The sequence below is a fragment of the Methanofollis formosanus genome (genome assembly GCF_019633745.1).
In the GTDB taxonomy this organism is placed as follows: domain Archaea; phylum Halobacteriota; class Methanomicrobia; order Methanomicrobiales; family Methanofollaceae; genus Methanofollis; species Methanofollis formosanus.
On sequence record NZ_CP037968.1, the window covers coordinates 2,516,406 to 2,535,033 of the forward strand.

Annotated in this window: 13 protein-coding genes; 4 read left to right on the plus strand and 9 right to left on the minus strand. The window is 61.2% G+C overall.

Going from position 1 to position 18,628, the window contains the following annotated elements; translation table 11 throughout:
- Window positions 1-839: 839 nt before the first annotated feature.
- The 3 genes from uvsE to E2N92_RS11545 are packed head-to-tail and all read right to left on the minus strand — an operon-like array spanning window position 840 to window position 2,997.
- Window positions 840-1,751 (minus strand): UV DNA damage repair endonuclease UvsE, encoded by a 912-nt coding sequence (uvsE, locus tag E2N92_RS11535; RefSeq protein WP_220681301.1) that lies wholly within the window; start codon window positions 1,749-1,751, stop codon window positions 840-842.
- A gap of 41 nt (window positions 1,752-1,792) precedes the next feature.
- A complete protein-coding gene (locus tag E2N92_RS11540; protein ID WP_220681302.1) occupies window positions 1,793-2,635 on the minus strand; it encodes an apurinic/apyrimidinic endonuclease family protein in 843 nt (280 codons plus the stop codon).
- Window positions 2,635-2,997 carry a hypothetical protein gene (locus tag E2N92_RS11545; RefSeq protein ID WP_220681303.1) on the minus strand — a complete coding sequence of 121 codons (363 nt, stop codon included), beginning with the start codon at window positions 2,995-2,997 and terminating at the stop codon, window positions 2,635-2,637. Before E2N92_RS11545 ends, E2N92_RS11540 begins: the two co-directional genes overlap by 1 nt.
- 245 nt (window positions 2,998-3,242) lie before the next feature.
- Between E2N92_RS11545 and lysS the strand changes: the two genes are divergently transcribed.
- Together lysS and arcC are read left to right on the plus strand one after the other, a co-directional pair.
- Window positions 3,243-4,778, plus strand: a complete 1,536-nt coding sequence (gene lysS / locus E2N92_RS11550; RefSeq protein WP_220681304.1) for a lysine--tRNA ligase — start codon at window positions 3,243-3,245, stop codon at window positions 4,776-4,778.
- Between the two features lie 556 nt (window positions 4,779-5,334).
- Window positions 5,335-6,270, plus strand: coding sequence for a carbamate kinase (gene arcC, locus E2N92_RS11555; RefSeq protein ID WP_220681305.1), 936 nt, complete (start codon window positions 5,335-5,337; stop codon window positions 6,268-6,270).
- On the opposite strand, the gene E2N92_RS11560 is transcribed toward arcC, so the two are convergent.
- Window positions 6,257-7,474, minus strand: coding sequence for an arginine deiminase family protein (locus tag E2N92_RS11560; RefSeq protein ID WP_343222847.1), 1,218 nt, complete (start codon window positions 7,472-7,474; stop codon window positions 6,257-6,259). The two genes, arcC and E2N92_RS11560, sit on opposite strands and share 14 nt — an antisense overlap.
- Window positions 7,475-7,688: 214 nt before the next feature.
- Here E2N92_RS11560 and cas1 point away from each other — a divergent pair, with 214 nt between their 5' ends.
- Window positions 7,689-8,627 (plus strand): CRISPR-associated endonuclease Cas1, encoded by a 939-nt coding sequence (gene cas1, locus E2N92_RS11565; RefSeq protein ID WP_220681307.1) that lies wholly within the window; start codon window positions 7,689-7,691, stop codon window positions 8,625-8,627.
- On the opposite strand, the gene E2N92_RS11570 is transcribed toward cas1, so the two are convergent.
- From E2N92_RS11570 to E2N92_RS11590, 5 genes are all read right to left on the minus strand, one after another.
- Window positions 8,621-8,899, minus strand: a complete 279-nt coding sequence (locus E2N92_RS11570; protein ID WP_220681308.1) for an acylphosphatase — start codon at window positions 8,897-8,899, stop codon at window positions 8,621-8,623. The two genes, cas1 and E2N92_RS11570, sit on opposite strands and share 7 nt — an antisense overlap.
- The gene (locus tag E2N92_RS11575) at window positions 8,896-12,429 is read right to left on the minus strand and encodes a hypothetical protein (RefSeq protein WP_220681309.1); all 3,534 of its coding nucleotides are present in this window, start codon (window positions 12,427-12,429) and stop codon (window positions 8,896-8,898) included. Before E2N92_RS11575 ends, E2N92_RS11570 begins: the two co-directional genes overlap by 4 nt.
- A gap of 241 nt (window positions 12,430-12,670) precedes the next feature.
- Window positions 12,671-14,053: a phosphoglucosamine mutase gene (gene glmM / locus E2N92_RS11580; RefSeq protein ID WP_220681310.1), complete on the minus strand. Its 1,383-nt coding sequence runs from the start codon at window positions 14,051-14,053 to the stop codon at window positions 12,671-12,673.
- 13 nt (window positions 14,054-14,066) lie between these two features.
- On the minus strand, window positions 14,067-14,822 hold the full coding sequence (gene mobB / locus E2N92_RS11585; RefSeq protein ID WP_220681311.1) for a molybdopterin-guanine dinucleotide biosynthesis protein B: 756 nt from the start codon (window positions 14,820-14,822) through the stop codon (window positions 14,067-14,069).
- Between the two features lies 1 nt (window position 14,823).
- Entirely contained in the window at window positions 14,824-15,375 is a 552-nt protein-coding gene (locus tag E2N92_RS11590; RefSeq protein ID WP_220681312.1) for a DUF5806 family protein, read from the minus strand.
- Between the two features lie 1,963 nt (window positions 15,376-17,338).
- On the opposite strand from E2N92_RS11590, the gene xerA reads away from it, so the two are divergent.
- A complete protein-coding gene (gene xerA, locus E2N92_RS11595) occupies window positions 17,339-18,265 on the plus strand; it encodes a site-specific tyrosine recombinase/integron integrase (protein ID WP_220681313.1) in 927 nt (308 codons plus the stop codon).
- Window positions 18,266-18,628 lie beyond the last annotated feature (363 nt).

An 18,628-nucleotide genomic window follows, 5' to 3' on the forward strand; every position in this document is an offset into this window, starting at 1 on the left:
GAGATTGCGGGAAAGATCTGATGATGAGGGGGACGGCACGTTCGGATCGTCACACCGCCCTGCCGTCATGATCCCGAGGATAGAACCAGAACTGGAGCGGGCCAATCTCTTCTCAACAGGATCACGCGCTCGTGCCGCCCCCCGTCCTATCCTCTCGCGAGATGGCAGAACAGATTCGATGATCAGGGGCGGCACATTCTGATCATCACGCTGTCCCGTTTTCATAACCCCGAAGATAGAACCAGTAAAGAGGAGGGCCTATCTTTTTTGGAGGGATCACGCGCCGCGCCTTTCCCCGCCCTATCTTCACGCGAGATTGCGGGAAAGATCTGATGATGAGGGGGCGGCATGTTCTGATCAGCATGCCGTCTTGTTATCATGACCCCGAAGATTGACCTCGAACGGGAGAGAGCCGATCATTATTCCGCAGAGGAGCACACCGCTCCGTGCCGTCCCCCGCCCTATCCTCTCGCGAGATGGCAGAACAGATTCGATGATCAGGGGCGGCACATTCTGATCATCACGCTGTCCCGTTTTCATAACCCCGAAGATAGAACCAGTAAAGAGGAGGGCCTATCTTTTTTGGAAGGGATCACGCGCCGTGCCGTCCCCCACCCTATCTTTTCGCGAAATGGCAGAACAGATCTGGTGAAGGTGGGACGGCACATCGATCACCCCACCTGTCCTGTCGTCGCGACCCCGAAGATAGAACCTGGCCCAGAAAGGGGGGATCCCGGCGCGAGACGTCGGTGAGGGTTCTGCAAGAGGGGCGGCACGTCTGTTCATCACGCCTTCGCACTCAATCGTGTCGACGGGCGCCACCCCTCTCGTTAGCGATTTCAGGGACGCCCTCTCCTCACCCTGGGATCCCCGGCCGCAAGGGCGAGGGCACGGGCGCGGAGGGCGCTCTGCTCCTTGTCCTTCACCTCGAGCATCAGGTCGAAGTCGTGGGGACGAGAGGCCGCGAGGAAGGCGGCGAAGTGCGTGGGGTCGAGGGCGGCGGCGTGCCGGCCGCGCCGCGCCCCGGGTGCCTGGGAGGAGTAGTCGACCATCAGGGGCCCGTCGTCAAGGGGGTCCCAGGTTGCTGCGCAGGCCGCGAGCGCCCCGGCCGCGTCCTCCCCGGAAGAGTTGCACTCGTGATGGAAGACGTCGAAGACGACCGGCACCCCGCAGGCCCGGTGGAGGGCGAGGCAGTCTCTCACGGTGTACAGCCGGTCGTCGTTCTCGACGACGAGCCGCCGCCCGACCGCGCCGGGCAGCGTGCGGTAGCGCTCGACAAACCGCTCCATCGCCGCCTCCCGGTCACCGTAGACCCCGCCGACATGGACCTGGACCTTTGCGGTGGTGTCCAGCCCCATCGCGTCGAGGGCCGCCGCGTGGTACGCCAGTTCGGCGACGCTCCTCTCCCGGACCCCCTCGTCGGGAGAGTTGATGAGCGTGAACTGGTCCGGGTGCATCGAGACTCGCATCCCGTTCTCCCGCACCACCGCCCCGATCCCGGCGAACTCCTCCGCGAAGATACCGGGCCAGTCGAGGATGTTCACCGGGTGGGAGGCGAAGGGAACGAGGTCTGAGGTGACCCTGAAGAAGAGGAGTTCGTGCGCCGCGTTGTACGCGAGGATCCTGGAGAGACAGGAAAGGTTCTCTGCGACTGTGGAGAGGAACCGCTCCTCGCTCCAGGACTTCAGCCTGAACGTCCGGGCCGAGGTGCAGCCGATGCCGGTGTTCATGCACGGGTACCCGATCCGCATCACGGCAGATGGGCAGGTGCGCTCATAACCCTTTCCCGCGGTCAGTGGCGGACCGTCATCAGTGGCGCCCCCCTGAGCCGCAGGTCGTCCCGCGCTACCCGGCGTGCGGTGAGGGCCGACCGCTCCCTGTCCTTGAAGAGGAGCATGACGTCGATCTCCCGCGCCGCCGGGGCGGTGGCCGCAAGAAAAGATCTGAACGCCGCAGGGTCGACCGACTGGGGGTGCGGGACGCCCGGGTCAAGGGAACCGTAGAAGACGATCGGCGCGCCGTCGCCGCTCTTCCAGGTGAGGGCACACTCCCGGACGCCCTCGCCGGGGTCTCCGCCGGCCTGGTGGTGGTCGTAGGCCACCGGCACCCCGCAGGCCTGGCCAACGGCACAGCAGTCCCCGACTGTGTGGATGCGGTCGTTCCTGATGACAAGCCGCCGGGTCACCGCTTCGGGGAGGGCGTCATATTCCCGGCAGAACGATGCGGCAACACTCTCTGCCTCCCCTCTGCCGTTGATCCTGACCGGGATCTTTGCCGTCGTGTCAAGACCCATGGCGTCGAGAAGGGAGGCGAGATGCGCCAGATCCGCGGCCCGCCGCTCCGCGGCGAGGGCGGCCCTGGCCGGGCAGGCCGCGATCCGCATGCCTTTCTCCTTCACATAGGCCCCGATGGCCGCGAGGCACTCCGAGTATTCAACGACAAGGTCGGGTAAGGTCTGGTGCGGGATGAGCCGCGGACTGATCGCGAAGAAGGAAAGGCCCGCCTTTTCATTGAACTCGAGGGTTCTCGCCAGGCAGGCAAGATTCTCGACGGCAATCGCCTCCGCCTCCTCCTTTGAGAACAGGTCTTTTATGGGTCCGATGGTAAGGTTGGCACAGGGGTACCCGATCTTCATCATCGTCGCTCCTCTCTCGGTCCTTCGGCCTGTCTCCGTGAAGAAATATGGTCTGCAATGATCTCTCTGAGCGGAACACGGGAAAATCTGCGTTTTCTGCTCGTCTCTCTCGCATGGTTGGCCCTCCCTTTTGCAAGGGCGATGCTGAGATATCTCTGCAGTTGCTTGATGTCCTTTTCAAGGTCTCCAGTTTCTTCTCCGGTGATCCCTGCCTGAATCTTGAAGAGATAGAGATCGGTTTCGAGATCTTTCTGGATATGAGCGGCCAGATCCTCCGATATCGCTATTGTTTTGTATTCCCGGCATCTCTCAAGCCAGTTCGATGAAAAAGTCTCGAACCGTGATTCAATAGACTGGACCATCCGCACTCCCCATATAGATTAATAAATTTTTGAGGTACTATTTGTAGTTTTATATGTATGACGGATATATCCCTCCCCCTCTGTCGTCTCTTTTCGATCTCATGGATCCCCGCTCTGTGGTCCCGGTCTCGTGGCCTCTTTTTCTCCGACTGATACCCTTAATACTCCCCGGAAAAAAACAGATATAGCGATTTCACCCGGACGGCTTCCACGTGTCCGGGTGCCTGTACCCGGGATAGGTTACCATGAGCGATTCACAGATCAGTTTTGATGAGGCAAAACTCACCAAATACCAGGAGCTCCAGGAGGCCGGGCTCCCCATGTACCCGGCCCAATTCGAGCGAGAGGTGACCCTGGCGGAGGTCAGGGAGCGGTACGTCGAGATCGGCCACGACCCGAGCGAGGATGAGGTCACGACTGCCGGGCGGATCTACAGCGTCCGCCGTCACGGGAAGACCATCTTCATCGATATCGGCGACGAGTCCGCGAGGCTCCAGCTCTATGTCAGGAAAAACGACATCGGCGACGAACCCTTCGATGCGTTCAAGAAGTTCGTCGATGCCGGCGATATCATCGGGGTCACCGGCCGGGTATTCAGGACCAAGATGGGCGAGATCACGATCTGGGTCAGCACCTACCAGCTCCTGACCAAATCGGTCTGCGCCATGCCCGAGAAGTTCCACGGGCTCAAGAACACCGAGATGCGCTACCGTCACCGTTACCTCGACCTGATCATGAACGCCGAGACCAGGGAGACGTTCAGGCTGAGGAGCAGGGCCATCGCCGAACTGCGCAATTTCCTCAACTCCCGCGACTTCCTGGAGTTCGAGACCCCCACGCTCCAGCCGGTCTACGGCGGCGCCAACGCCCGGCCCTTCATGACCTACCACAACGCCCTTGAGCAGAAACTCTTCCTGCGGATCGCCCCCGAACTCTACCTCAAGCGGCTCGTCGTCGGCGGGTTCGAGAAGGTCTACGAGATCGCGAAGAACTTCCGGAACGAGGACATCGACACCCATCACAACCCCGAGTTCTCGATGGTCGAGATCTACGCCGCCTACCACGACTACCAGGACATGATGAACCTCACCGAGGAGATCGCCACCCACCTGGTCATCGGCACCCTCGGCACCTCGACGGTCACCTTCGAAGGGAAGGAGATCTCCTTTGAGCGACCCTGGCGGCGGCTCACGATGGAGGACGCGGTGAAGGAGTACGGTGGGATCGACGTCTTCGCCACGCCGGTGGAGGAACTCGCGGCCATCGCCGAGAAGGAAGACATGGAGAAGCGCGAGGCGGCGCAGACCCACGGCGACTACCTTGCGCTCTTCTTCGAGCACTTCTGCGAGGAGAAACTCGTCCAGCCGACCTTCATCTACGACTTCCCGATCGAGAACTCGCCGCTCGCCAAGCGTCACCGTTCCAAGCCCGGCTTTACCGAGCGTTTCGAGCTCTTCGTGAACGGCATGGAGCTTGCAAACGGGTTCTCCGAGCTGAACGATCCCCTCGACCAGAAGGAACGTTTCGAGGCGCAGGACCTGAAGCGCCGCCTCGGCGACCTCGAGGCGCAGATGATCGACTACGACTTCATCAACGCCCTCGGCTACGGCATGCCCCCGACCGGCGGGGTCGGGATCGGGATCGACCGGCTGATCATGCTCATCACCGGCAACGACTCCATCAAGGAGGTCATCCTCTTCCCGTCGATGCGGAGGCTCTCGCAGGACGGCGACGGTGACGATGACGATGACGAACCTGCCGGGGAAGAGAAGCAGGAATAAATCTCTTTTTTCATTTTGACCCGGTCCGGTCCTTCTCGAATCGGGCATGAGCCGAGAGTATCCCGCAGACGTACTGCATGAGCATATCCCAGAACTCTCGCCCCACCCTCCGAAGATGATAGAGAGAGTACGGTGTCGATCAAGAGTTTGTTGCCGCCCTGCCTCTATCTTCGTCGTGGGGGGTCTCCCCCCGGCGGACGAGAGCAAGGAAACACTCATGTATTCTCTCTCTGGGCGGTGCGTCGGGTTGTCCACTACCATCAATCGCGCCGATTTCCGGCCGATCCACACGCCCCTCAGGCCACTGTTTCGGAGGCACCCGACGTTTGATATCTCCCCCACTCATACGGGCCGGCAGGGGCCGGATAGGCTCTCTGATTTACCCTTCCTTTTGTACAAAAACCCCATTCTGCCGACATCCCTCGATCTCCCCTATCCGGGCAGGGATCGGGTCGTCCATTCCCGGATCCAGGGCGAATCCGGGCGTATTTCTATCCAGACGGGCGCGCCCCCCGACCGGAAGGTCTATTCCATCCCCCCTCAGAGGGGAGGGGAGATGAAGATCGTCGCGGCCCTCGGCGGGAACGCCATCATCAGATATCGTGAGAAGGGGACGGCGGAAGAGCAACTCGGTCACATCGATGCGGCGGTCGCCCCCCTGGCCAGGATGGTCGCCGCCGGCCACCGCGTCCACGTCACCCACGGCAACGGTCCGCAGGTGGGGGACATCCTTCTCCAGAACGAGTGTGCGAAGGAGGAGGTGCCCCGGATGCCCCTGGACGTCTGCGGGGCGGAGAGCCAGGGGATGATCGGCTACATGATCCAGCAGTGCATGCAGAACCGCCTGGAAGCCCTCGGCGTCCAGGCGCCGGTCACGGCCGTGCTGACGCGGACTCTCGTCGACGCTGCCGACCCGGCCTTCGCCGCTCCGTCCAAGGCGATCGGGCCCTATTACACACGAGCGGAGGCGCGGTCCCTCGCCGACGCCGAAGGCTGGACCGTGCGCGAGGAAGTGGGGCGGGGGTGGCGGCGTCTCGTCCCCTCCCCTGTGCCGTCTGAGATCCTCGAGGCCGGGGCGGTCAGGGCGCTCTTCGAGAGCGGGGCCGTCGTCATCGCCGGTGGGGGCGGCGGGGTGCCGGTCGTCAGGGCGACCGACGGGCTCCGGGGCGTCGAGGCCGTCGTCGACAAAGACCTCGCTGCGGAACGACTTGCCTCCGCCGTCGGCGCCGACCTCCTCCTCATGCTCACCGACGTTGCCGGGGTGTACCTCCACTTCGGCGGACCTGATGAAGAGATGATCCGGAAGATAGACGCACAAAAAGCGCGGGCACTCCTCGCACGCGGTGAGTTTGGGGCCGGGACGATGGCCCCGAAGATCGAGGCCGCCGCCAGATTCGTCGAAGGAGGCGGCCGGGCCGCGGTCATCGCCCACCTCGACGCCGCCGAAGCGGCCCTTGCCGGTCGGGCCGGGACGCGGGTCACCCTCGCCTGACCGGACAGGTCATGCAGTGCGCCCCGCCGTACCCGCCGGTGGCGTTGTGCAGATCGATGGGGGTCATCTCCACCCCCTCGGCATAGACCTCCTTTTTGTACGGGAAAAATTCGGCATCCAGCCTGAGCTGCCGGTAGTCGGCCTCGGCCTGGGCGAGCAAACGGTTATAGATTCCGGGTTTCGCCGCCGCCCGCTTCCGCAGCCTCCTGATCACCGCCCGGGCGACCTGCCCGGTGTCGACGGCGATACACTCGCGTTCGCGGACACAGAGGAAGTTCGCGGCATAGCAGAGTTGCTCGAGGGTCGTGACCGGAACGATGGAGAAGTCCTTCTCCTTCAGGAACCCGGCAAGACTCCCCTCCCACCCGGTCGGGCGGTATATCCCGGATTCGTTGGCGAGCACTTTTACCCTGGCCTCCTCGAGGAGACCGGGATTTCCGACGGCAACCCCGTCTCCCGCCAGGTTGCAGTAGGTATCCAGGTGCATGTTCACCATCGGGTCGGTACCCTCGATGAGGGGATGGACCGGTTCCCGAACCACCGCTACCTCGTCGAAGCCCGAACCCGACCAGAGGAGAGCGTCGGCGCCCTCGTGGTCGGTCCGTGAGCCGTAGCCGAGGAGGGCGAACTTCCCGGCAGGGATGAAGTCCCCTCCCTCAAGATGGCCGCGCCGGATCATCCCTACCGCTCCTGCGCCGATGGCGGAGAGACCGATCGCGGTGAGCGCCCCCTCGCGGTGCCGTTCGGCCGTTGCCATCCGTCCCATCACGATTCCCTGATCGGTGCAGACCTGCTGGTCTCGCATGAAGTAGAGATTGTGCATCGTGCCCCGCAGGGTGACGTCACCTCCGTTCTGACAGGCGCCGAAGAGAGCGAGGGCAAGGAGATGTCGGTTGTCCCTCCCTGCAAGGGGGGGGTCCGTCCCTCCGGCCGGTTCTTCGGCAAGTTTCAGAAGAGTCTCACGGTGCCTTGGGTTCTGCACGCCTTCAAGGACCGCGTCGGTCAGGCGGTGGACTCGTACGCCGAAATCATCCTGCAGTATCTCGCAGAGCCTCTGATGTTCCCTGCGGGCGGTTTCCAGGTTGAAAAAACGTTCGTATAAGTGCTTTTTTGGAGATATAAGTGCGAAGAACACTTCTAACCCCGGTTCATGCATGAGGACATCATGCAATCTGTGCCATTCGGCTTTGGCCCTGGCACGCATGATCTCTCAGACCCCTATTACATTATTTATACTTTGCGGCATTTGGGGGGGAGAACGACATATCATCAGATGTCTCTTTTACCGGTTGAAATGGTCTGGTAAACGGTAAAAATCAACAGGTGGCTCTGGTTCCCGAATACAATCGATCCATTCATCTATGGTGAGATTCCAGATCAATCAAGACCGCAGTCTGCGGAAATGGTGTTTACGTCATATGACTGAAAAGGCTCGTGCATGGGTGACGGTCGCCGGTTTCGGGGGGCACATCAAGGCGACCCGAACAACCCTGACGGTGAGGAAGAAGAACGAGGAGAGGCGGTACGAGATCAGGGACGTCGGCCACCTTATCGTCGTCGGAGGTCATACGATCCACACCTCGGCTGTCATTGCGCTGCTCAGGGGCGGTGCTTCGATCTCGGTCTTCGATGCCGACGGCCGACCGGCGGGCCAGCTTACCCCGCCGGGCAGGGGTGACCCCGCTGCGGAACTGAGAAACGCACAGAACCGGGCCTTCGGTCACACCTATGCCCTGACCTTTGCAGAAAAAGCGATGAACGAACGTCTCCTTGCCATCGAACGGTATGGCCATGCTTCTGGATGGGACCTCCTCTATGAGGGCGAACTCGAGTTTCTCCACCGCTCGCGCGAAGAATATCAGTTCCTCATCAAGATGGACGAACTCAGGCGGCTCCACCAGATGAACACCGATATGTACTATGAGGTGATGGGCCGCACCCTTCCGGCAGGCCTCGGATTTCAACGGCGAAAAAAGCGGCCGCACACCGACCCTATCAATACCATGCTCTCTTTCGGCTATGCGGTGTTGTACAGTGCGGCAAACGTCGCGGTCGTCGCCGCCGGCCTGGATCCCGACCACGGCGTCTTCAAAGAAGGTCCGGGGGGCCTGGTCTATGACATCATCGACGGGTTCAAGCCGACCATGGTGGACGAACCGGTTTTCGCCCTCGCACGTACGGGGCTTCGGGAAGAAGAATACGAAACCGGGAACGGACGGTGCATCCTCTCCGAATGTCTGACCTCCCGCCTGCTCCCGGTACTGCACCGGACCGTCCGGGAGGAGCGGATAGCCGCTGTTGTCAGGGACCTTGCCCACTCGCTGGCGACAGGGAAGACCTTCTCCCCGGTCTACTGACCGGCCTCGCGCACGATCGTGAAATCAGGAAAGGGACGTCTATCCAGCGTCTCGATCTCGACCTCTTTGATCACCGCCCGCGGGCACCCGTAGACCATCGCGACAAACTTTTCAAGAACCGCAGCGTCGCCGGTGGCGGTGATCTCGACCGTCCCGTCGCTGCAGTTTGCGACTTCGCCGCAGACCCCGAGGTTCACCGCGATCTTTCTGGTACATGCCCGAAACCCGACGTGCTGAACTTTTCCCGAGACCAACATCCGGACGGTCTTCAAACCTCCCGCCCCTCCTGGAGGATCCGGATCACCACATCCAGTTCGTTGAAGACCTCGTCGCGCAGGTCGTCCTGCCTGATGTTCGTCGCGGCGTTCACCGCCATCCCGATGATGTCTCTGCTCTTCTTGCGCTCGCCCGCCTCGTGGAGGGAAAGGGCGAGGTCGGAGAGTACATAGACCCGCCTGGAGAGCGGCCTGATGATGCTCGCCTCGTCGAGACCGATGAGGAGGAGGTTTTCGGCGGTCCGTTCCATCTCGGCGTCGCGGAAGAGCACAAAGAGTTCGAAACAGTATCGTGCCCTCTGTGCGCGGTCGGAGATATTTTCGATGAGATATTCTATGGACGAGGTGTCCGGGTGAGGGGCGTGAGCGGCGATGACCTCGCGGCTGGCGTCGATGAGGCGGTTGTAGGCGGGATCGGCGATCCCCTCTTCCGGTGTGATCCCGAGTTGTTCGAAGACCCGGTGCCTGATCACCTCGTTCTCGATCTCCTTGATCACGACCACTCCCTCTTGCCGGAGGTCTTCGTCCCTCTCTGCTGCGGCGAGTAGGAAGTACATGTGACTGACGCCCTTCTTCACCATGGCGGCGACGACCGGGATCCTGATCTCGGTGGAGAGATGATCGGCCTCCTGAAGAAGGGTCAGGGCGTCGCCTTTTTCCCCGTATTTTTCGGCGAGCGGGACGACCGAGAGGAGCATCGAGGCCCGGTCGTAGGCGAGGGGGATCTCTTCGATGCCGGCATAGACCTGTTTCATGACCTCCCGGGTCTCCCCGCCCTCGGTGAGCATTCCAAAGGCGGCGACCAGCGAGTTGACGAAGTCGGTCGGGTCGATGATCTCGTTGATGAGGGCGATCACCTCGTCGACGTTCTTCTCCTGGGGCTGGATGGCATGGAGACTGACCAGCGAGAAGACGAGGTGTTTGCGTACGATGCCGCCCATCTCGAAATCGATGAGAGGCAGAAGCGATTTCGCCTCGTTGAAACAGGCATACGCCTCGTCAGTCTCCACTTTCGCCATCAGGCCTGCAAGGTCGGAGAGGATGAGGGCCTTCTCGTACGGGTGGTCCATCGCCCTCGTCCCCTCGTGGACGCTCCTGAGAAGGGCGCCCGCCCGTTCCAGGTCATGGATCCGCAGGTACCCCTCGGAGAGCGTACACATCCCTGAATACCGCGTGTAAAGGTTCTCGATATGGACGAAGAGGGCGCGGGTCAGTTCCATCACCTCGGGCGACTCCTTTGCGTATTCGAGACGCTGGAGGAGGAAGGCCATCATCTCATAGGGATCGGTGGACGGCAGGTCGTCGACATACTCCTCGAACTCGGCCGAGACACGGGTCACCATGGCGTCCCGTTCCGCCTCGCTCCTGATCTCGAGCAGGAGCATCACCATCGGGATGGCAAAGTAGGGAGTCCTGTTCCCGGCCAGATATTCGGTGATGATGTCGATCCCCCGGGCAAGCCGGATCGAGTACCGCCGCTCGCTGACCGTCTCCCTGAGGATCTCGGTGGACCGCCTGAAGACCGCCATTCTGTTCTCCAGGAGGGCCTGGTCGCCGGCGGCAAGGGGTTCTGCCATCATCCGGCACCCGACTCTGATGAACCCCTCGGTGATCCCCTCGAGGAGCTGCTGGCGAAGCGAGGGGTCCTCGATCTCTCTCGCGATCTCGTAGGCGTTCTCCAGGGCGTGGGGCGCCATCGTGTCGATCCCGTACTTCACCATTCCCTTGACGATATTGCCGGTGGTGTACAGCCCGTATTCACGTTCGAGGAGCGGGTCGGTCCAGCCCCGCATCCTCTTGAGGAGAGTAAGGTCGCCCTGGGCGACGGCGAGGTCGGCGGCCCGGTCGATGACACTGCAGAGCGCTTCGGACCGGGATTTTTGCCCTCTGATCTCGCAGGTGAGTCCGACCGCACGCTGGAGGACGTCGCGGTTCCGGTGGACGTACCCGAAGTCGGCCATGTCCGCGACGATCCTGGCGACCGCAATGCTGCCGATGGTCGGGCTTTTGATCTGCCGGGCGATCTCGATGAGGTACGAGGGGTCGAGGTGATCGATGAACCGCCGCTCGATGAGCAGGTCGATCGCGCCGAGGAGTTGCTCGTCGCGGTGGCGGTGGAGGCCGGCGAGGGCCACCAGGGAGGAGATGTGATGGATGATCTCGTTGAGATCGGTCTCTTTGCAGATATGGGTGATGCTCCGCTGGATCAGGTTCTCCTTTGTGCTGGTGTCCATCCGCTCGAAGACCTGCATCTGAACCTGATCGACCCGGTCGCGCAGCACCCCGTTGCTCACCAGCATCACCGAGGTGTCCCAGAACTGCATGCCGATCTGGACGATATCGCTGAACGAAGGGATCCTGGCATAGATGTCGATGGCATGGGAGAAGGCCCCCCGCTCCAGCAGGGTGTGGACGAGGGTGAGGTAGATGGTGAAGGCCCGGTGGCCCGAGACCGCTTCCTCGACGATGGGGACGATCTCGATGATGAACCGCGCCTCGCCGGTCCGTTCGACGACGGCGATCCCGGCCTTGACGATCTCTTTGATCTGGACCTCCTCGTCGGGCCCGAGCATGGCGTTGAGCCTGAGCCCGGCCTCGAAGTAATACGGGTCGCCGAGGCGTTCGGCGGCGCCGAGCAATTCTCCGATGATCGCCTGGAGGGTGAAGGGATAGATCCTCTCCACCTCTTCAAGGGTGGAGATGACCGCGCCCTTGTCGTGGGCCCTGGCGATCAATTCCTCGGTGAGAGCGGCGGTGATCTCGGCGAATTCTTCGTCCGGAAGGTCGGAGAGTGTCTTGAGGACCGAGAGGATGTCTGAGACCTGCGTGCTGAGCGGCGACTTCCAGGTCTGGTTGATGATGGAGGTGAAGCAGTTGGTCCGTCTGATCTTCTGTCTGATCTCGGCGGCGCTGCGCAGGGCGGTGATGATGAGGTCGAAGTCCCTTGTGATGACCCCGATCCTTCCGATCGCTTTTGTGACCTCGCTCTGAAGGAACGAACGTTTGGAGATGTCGCCGATACCCTCGATAAGCCCGAGCGATTCGGTGAGCAGGGTGGTGTCTCTGATGGTGATGCTCCAGACGATGTGCAGAGGGACGATGTCCATCAGGATCGCAGAGCGATATTTCCTGAAACTGATCTGATGGAAGACCTCCATCCCGGCCTCGATCAGTTCGGGATCGGCTCGGTCGACCCCGGCTTCGATGAGGCTCTTGGTCACCTCGGAGAGGATCACCGACTGCGAACTCTTTCGGTCCAGCGAGTTGGAGAGATCGAAGACGGCCTGGAGCCAGGCCCGGTCCTTGGTCTCGGTATAGATCTCGGCGGCGTCTTTGACATACTTGAAGATTTTTTTTCGCGGGAGCTCAAGCGGCATCCTGGTCAGTTCAGGGCGTCTTTCCCTGAAGGCCGATTCGAGGATGGTTGAGTAGGTGGCATCCAGCAGTTCTTTTTTCTCTTTTCGCCTTGGGATCTGTGAGATCCGGGATAATAACTCCTCGATCTCGGTCTGATCTCCGCTCTCCACAACCCGGCCGATTCTCTTTAAAAGATCAACATCTGTTTCAGACAAGGCGCTTCCTACCAGGAAATATAATCCTACAATACTTAAAAAAGTTACCCTCTGGCGACTTCAGAGATAATATTAGATACAACAAATCAAACATTATTTCATCTATTGCCAGGGTGTGGTAGCGGGGTTGAATGAGCCATAGGATGATGCGGGGCAATTATCTGATCAAAAGGATAATAATTATTTTTGAATAATTTTACTCATTCATGAGATCGGAGGCCGAGGCCCTGACAACCTCCATAATCTCAGAAAAGAGGTTTTTACACTCTTCTTCGTCTCCTGCCTCCACGATCACCCGCATCATCGGTTCGGTCCCTGAAGGTCGGACCAGTGCCCAGGCCCCGGGCCGGTTGATCCTGATCCCGTCCCTGCAGTCCGGCCGTTCATCGGCATACCGCTCTTTCAGGGCAGCGACGACCGCCTCCGCCTCGCGGGTCTTCACCTTCTCCTTGATGATCGGGCGTTCGGGCAGGCCGTCGACGAGGGCCGAGAGGGGCTGGTCCCCGGCATGGAGGAGGCCCACCATCATGGCGGCGGTCATCCCGCCGTCCCGGCAGAACTGGTGGTCCGGGTAGATGAGCCCGCCGTTTCCTTCTCCTCCGAAGACCACGTTTTCTCCACGCTGGATGAGGCTGCGCATCTCTCTGGCGACGTAGATGCTCCCCACCGGGGTGTACTCGACCGAGCAGTGGTGCCTGCCGGCGATGTCCTCGCAGAGGAGGGAGGAAGAGACCGGGGTGACGACCAGGCCCTGGCCTTTCTGGCAGACGAAGTCTTCGATGAGGGCGAACTCCTGGTTCTCCTCGACGTACCTCCCGGTATCGTCGACAAAAACCGCACGGTCGGCGTCGCCGTCATGGGCCACCCCGAAGGCGGCCCCGGTCTCGCGGACCATCTCGGCGAGGGGGGCGAGGCCTTCCAGACTGGGTTCAGGCAACCGGCCCGGGAACCTCCCGTCCATCTGGGCGTTGATGGTGTGCACGGTGCACCCCAGACGGGCGAGGATCTTCGGGGTGGTCGCGGCGGCCGGGCCCGACCCGGGATCGGCGACGACCGTCAGGCCCGCCCCGATGCCCGGGGGAAAGTGGGAGACGATGGCGTCGATGTACTCTTCCTTCAGGTCTGGTTCGTACCGCTTGGAGCCGACCCCGTCCCATTCTGCATGGACGAAGGTCTCGGAGAAGAGGATCTCCTCGAGCCTCAGGGTTTCTTCGTCGCCCATCTCGGTGCCGTCCGGTTCGATGATCTTGACGCCGTTGTACTCCGGGGGGTTGTGGGAGGCGGTGATCATCGCCCCGCCGTCGAAGTGGTCGCGGACCAGGTACTGGAGGGCCGGGGTGGGGAGGACGCCGCAGTCGACCACCTCACACCCGGTCGCCATCAACCCGGCCGAGACGGCGGCGGCAAGCGCCTCGCCCGAGGTCCTGGTGTCCCGCCCGACGGCGATCGTCCCTTTCCGCATGGTGCCGAGGGCCATGCCGATCCGCATCACGAGGTCGGGCGTCATCGCCTTGCCGACGATGCCCCGCACGCCGTTTGTCCCGAAGATCTGTTTTTGCACTCGTGTCTTGCTTCCCATCTTCTCTCTCCTCTCAGGTGTTCTTGTCGTGGGCCCTGCTCTTGAGTTCATCGATCGCGCGGCTCATGGCGGCGAAGGCTTCCTGCCGGTGTTCGGCGAGGATCGCAAAGTAGGTGATGTCTTCGCCGGCATAGAGTCGGCCTTTCCGGTGGTAGAAGCGTGCGCCGATGACGCCCGGGGTCTCTTCGGCTTCAACTCTGATCGCCTCGACGATGGCATCAATCTCCGGGCCGAAGTCCATGTACTCGGTCCGTTCGTCGCCGGTCAGTTCCCTGACGATGCCGTTGAAGGTGAGGACGGCCCCGGCCCGCTCGAGAGGGTGCGAGCGCCTCAGTTCTCTGACGATCCCCTCCATCGTATAGAATTCCTCGAAGGCGTCGAGGTGGTCGAGCACCACGGCGGTGGTCGGGTTCCTGAGGGCGACGTCCGTGCTCTCGAGGTCGCCGATGACGATCCTCGGAAAGGGCACGGTCTTGAACCCCTCGATAATACAGTACTCTATCCCGGCGTCGCAGAGTTCGCCGAGGGTCCTGGTGAGGTCGGGGGTGTCCCTGATGATCACCGCCTTCTCGTCGTCGATCCCGACCGAGACGGCGGCGCCGGCCTCAAAATATTTGGTGGTGTCTTTCCCTTCTTCGACGGCGTATCGGTCGTGGCCGAGATGTTTGACCGCTGCGACGGTGCCGTGTTCGTTGAGGGCGGGGACCAGGGTTTCGATGAAGGTGGTCTTGCCGGAGTTTGAACTGCCAACGATCTGAATAATTTTCATCTTACTCTTCCTCTTCTTCTGGTTCTTCTTCGGAGTCTTCCTGGAGGCGGCTCCGTTCGCGCAGGAGTCTGGCCGACTCTCTGGAGATGCTCTTCATCACCTCGGAGACTTTGTCCTCCCGTTCGATCTCGTCGTCGATGTCGAGGGTGGTGCCTTCCACTTCCATCAGGAAGCGCGCCACTTCGCTGGACTCGAAGAGGAGGTCGTCGAGTTCTTCGGGGGTGAAGAATCCGCACATCGCACCGTACAGGAATGTCGCCCCGGCCATCTTCACCTTCTTCTTGAAGGCGTCTCTGGCCTGGTTGACGGCCTGCGGGGTGTAGGGTTCGGTCATGAATGGGACGAGTTCCGGGAGGTTCGCACCGATGAAGGTCATCTCTGCCCCGCTCGTGGTCTGGAAGTCCGCGCAGAGCCGTGCGATGGACCATTCGCGCGCGGTGAAGTAGGTGTGTCTGCGGAGGAACTGGTTGACCCGGCGGTAGGTCGAGCCTTCGACCTTCTTGAACTTGTGATATTTGGTGATATCTTCGGTGCGGTCTTCAGGGTCTCCCATTTTCTGTACCGCATTGGTTTGTGGGGGGTATCAAGATTACTGGTTGTCGTCCTCGAGGGGCCGATCTTACATATAGCATCATATGGTTTATGGGGCGGCGATCACTTTCTTGCCGCGCCCCCTCATATTATATACTCCCCGGCCTATTCTCTTTCATGGGGCCCGGAACCGCCTCTGGGTGTCCCTTCTAAACCTTCGTAATGTGGTGGAGCACCTTTGCTCAATACTCCTTCTTGGGCAGATGCGGGGCGGGCCTTGCCTCCCGTCCCCTCTGCCTGGGGCGCCGCTCTCTCTGGTCGTGCGGATGTTCTGTTTTGCGAACTCTGTCGATGTGGGCATGGATTGGGGGTTCGATGGGGGGTGCCGCCCCTCGCTCCGGGGGCGGCGATTGGATGGGGGCGAAGAGAAAATCGTGGGGGCGGATCGACCGGCCCTCCGGTAGATTCATTGGTCCAATGGATTGCTTCAGTGCCGTTCTTTGAATGGTTGGATGTGTGGGGAGCATGCCGGCGCCGGTGGGATGACGTTCTGTGCCCGGGCTCGTTCTCTTCTTCTGTCAGGGATCGTAGGGTCAACCCGGCGCGCTTCAAAATGTCTCTGCCGCCGAGAACGGATCGTGAAATGTTCCTGACAATTTTTTCAGGGCTGGGCCACCCGGAACCCTCCGCGGCGAGGTCGGGGGGCGGCTGCGCACTGTTCTCCGGGCGTGCTGTCGCGATGAGAAGGGCTCTCCGAACAATGCTCGACCGCGTATGCTTGAGCCGGGTGGGGGTTCATGCCAGATTCAATACGGTCGATTTTCGAGGAAACCAATGCCAACGAGTTCGAGAAAGCGCCGGGCTCTCGATGAAATCTCCTGCGCGGGCGAGGGGGAAGGTGAAGGATCTGCCCCTGCCACAAGATCGGGGGTTTCGGCTCGACAAACGGGACAATTGCGAGATGGCTGCCGATCTGATCGGCGTGCCCTTCCCCGCCCTTCAAGCATACCGGATGAAAATTTTTCGTCACTTGATCTCTCCTTTTCAAGACGGGAGAATCGGTGGAGATCGTGTTCCATCGCCGCCCTGCCCCTATCTTCGTCGTGAGGGGTCGAGAGGTTCAACCCTCCGGCGCGAGATTGCGGGAACGAGTCTGCGATGAGGGCGGCACGTAGGATCATCTCGCCTTCACGCACCCTCCCGCCGGGGGCCCCGCCCCCGGCCCCCCCCGGATGAAGATTGGGGCGGAAGGCGAGATGATCCGATGTGCCGCCCTCATCGTAGAATCGTTCCTGGAATCCCGTACCGGGGTTTTTCACCCCCCGGACCTCCCACGACGAAGGTGGGTGGGGGCGGCAATGAAGTGGTCGCTCTATGTGGTGTCCTGCTCCGAAGAGGGAACAAGGATCCACTCGCCAGAGACCACCAGGAATGTTCATCGCGTATGCTTGGGTCCGGGGCCCATGTCCGATTCAACAGGGTCGGATTTTATGCCGCCGGTGGCGAGGGCCTGATCGTCCTGCATGATTTTCGTGCGGGGCGGGGTCCCTCTCGCGTGCGGGTCGCGCAGGGTGTTCTGGTGCGGGGGGTGCGGCAGGTTTTCGCGCGCCAGAGATGGTCGGCCGGACCTCATTTTTCATCGGATGGGGGGTTGGATTTCAATCGATTTCCTGCGATTTTATCGCCACGGGAATGGGCTCAATGTCGGGGGTGTGATAGAAACCATCTCTCCCTGCAAAAAAAGGATCTCTGTGGCTTTATGGCGGTCCTTTATATGGGGCCCCCTCCTCCGGGTTTTCATCGCTCCGGTACCCGGAGGGCGTACTGCTCCCGGCCCTCGCATCCTGTGGCGGGGAGTCTTGCCATCGCCCATCGCTCTGCCTGGTGTCCCGTGGGTGCTGGGGAAAGATCCGGCCATGGGGCACTGTCGCAGAATGTATATTCTGCGACAAAATTAAATACGGTCGAGACAGAGAAAATAATTGATGGAGAAGGCTTCTTTTTCTGAGTGGCTGGAACGGTTCGAAAACTACCTCCGAATGCGAAATTACTCCCCCAGAACCATCCGAAGTTATGGCGAGACGGTCCGCCACTTCGCCCACTATGTCTGGGTCTGCCGGCACGCTCCTCCGGGCGAGTCACCCGGGTGCGATGCGGGTGCCTTCACCTCCTCCTCCCTGCAGACCGCGGCCGAGGTGCCCACCGCGATGGTGACCGACTACTTCACCTGGCTTGCAGAGCAGCATGCCTACAAACCAAAAACCCTCCACCGCATGATCTCGTCGCTTTCGTCCTTTTATTCATATCTCTATGCGCAGGGTGCGGTCGCCGCCGATCCGATGCCGGCGGTGGAACGCCCGCGGATCAAGAATCAGGAACTGAAATACCTGAAGCACAACCAGGTGATGCGCCTTCTCCGGTCGATCGAAGACGAGCGCGACCGCCTGATCGTGCGGCTGATCTACGCGACCGGCGTCCGGGTTTCCGAACTCTGTACCATCGATATCGGCGATATCGACTTTGATGAGGGGACCATCAGGGTGCGGGGCAAGGGCGACAAGATCAGGATGGTCTTCGTGGACGACGAGACACTGGCAGAGGTCGAGGGCTATATCGGAAACGCAATCATGGGGCCACTTTTCGAAGGGCAGCAGGGCAAGGGCATCTCCCCGAGAACGGTCCAGCGGATCTTCCGGCGGTACGCCCCCGAAGGCATCACGCCGCACAAGATCCGGCACTCCTACGCCTCCGAACTCTACCGGCGCTCGCACAACCTCCGTGTCGTCCAGGAGAACCTCGGCCACTCCTCCATCAAGACGACCGAGATCTATCTGCACACCGACATCGACGAGCGCAGACGGGTTTATCAGGAATATTTCCCCCTCTCCAACGGCGGCGACCGTCGCCGGTAGGTGGGCGATTTCTCGGGGCGGGGCAGTCAGAAAATGTGCGGCCTGCCGCCCCCGTCTATCTTCTGTCCGTGGGGGGTCCGGGGGGCAACGCCCTCCGGCGCGAGACGGAGGTGAAGATTCTGCGATTGGGGGCGGCACGTCTGATCGACGTGTCTTCCCTCATGCTTGCGCCAGATGCTCTTTGAAGGCGCCGATATTCGATGGTCGGGCTGAGGGGTGCGCCGGCTCATGCCCTGTCCTGCGAGGCCAAAAAAATCGTTTTCTCAGGGAAAATCTTCTGGACCTGCTCGTGTTGTCATCCGAATTTTTGTCCCGTCTGCCCCTCCCCGACGTCCATAAACTCTATGTTGCTATACGGATGCG

Excerpts from the sequence above, each read along its gene's own strand:
- uvsE (WP_220681301.1), bottom strand. The coding sequence starts at position 1,751 with ATGCGGATCGGGTACCCGTGCATGAACACCGGCATCGGCTGCACCTCG.
- E2N92_RS11540 (WP_220681302.1), bottom strand. The coding sequence starts at position 2,635 with ATGAAGATCGGGTACCCCTGTGCCAACCTTACCATCGGACCCATAAAA.
- E2N92_RS11545 (WP_220681303.1), bottom strand. The coding sequence starts at position 2,997 with ATGGTCCAGTCTATTGAATCACGGTTCGAGACTTTTTCATCGAACTGG.
- lysS (WP_220681304.1), top strand. The coding sequence starts at position 3,243 with ATGAGCGATTCACAGATCAGTTTTGATGAGGCAAAACTCACCAAATAC.
- arcC (WP_220681305.1), top strand. The coding sequence starts at position 5,335 with ATGAAGATCGTCGCGGCCCTCGGCGGGAACGCCATCATCAGATATCGT.
- E2N92_RS11560 (WP_343222847.1), bottom strand. The coding sequence starts at position 7,474 with ATGCGTGCCAGGGCCAAAGCCGAATGGCACAGATTGCATGATGTCCTC.
- cas1 (WP_220681307.1), top strand. The coding sequence starts at position 7,689 with ATGACTGAAAAGGCTCGTGCATGGGTGACGGTCGCCGGTTTCGGGGGG.
- glmM (WP_220681310.1), bottom strand. The coding sequence starts at position 14,053 with ATGGGAAGCAAGACACGAGTGCAAAAACAGATCTTCGGGACAAACGGC.
- mobB (WP_220681311.1), bottom strand. The coding sequence starts at position 14,822 with ATGAAAATTATTCAGATCGTTGGCAGTTCAAACTCCGGCAAGACCACC.
- E2N92_RS11590 (WP_220681312.1), bottom strand. The coding sequence starts at position 15,375 with ATGGGAGACCCTGAAGACCGCACCGAAGATATCACCAAATATCACAAG.
- xerA (WP_220681313.1), top strand. The coding sequence starts at position 17,339 with ATGGAGAAGGCTTCTTTTTCTGAGTGGCTGGAACGGTTCGAAAACTAC.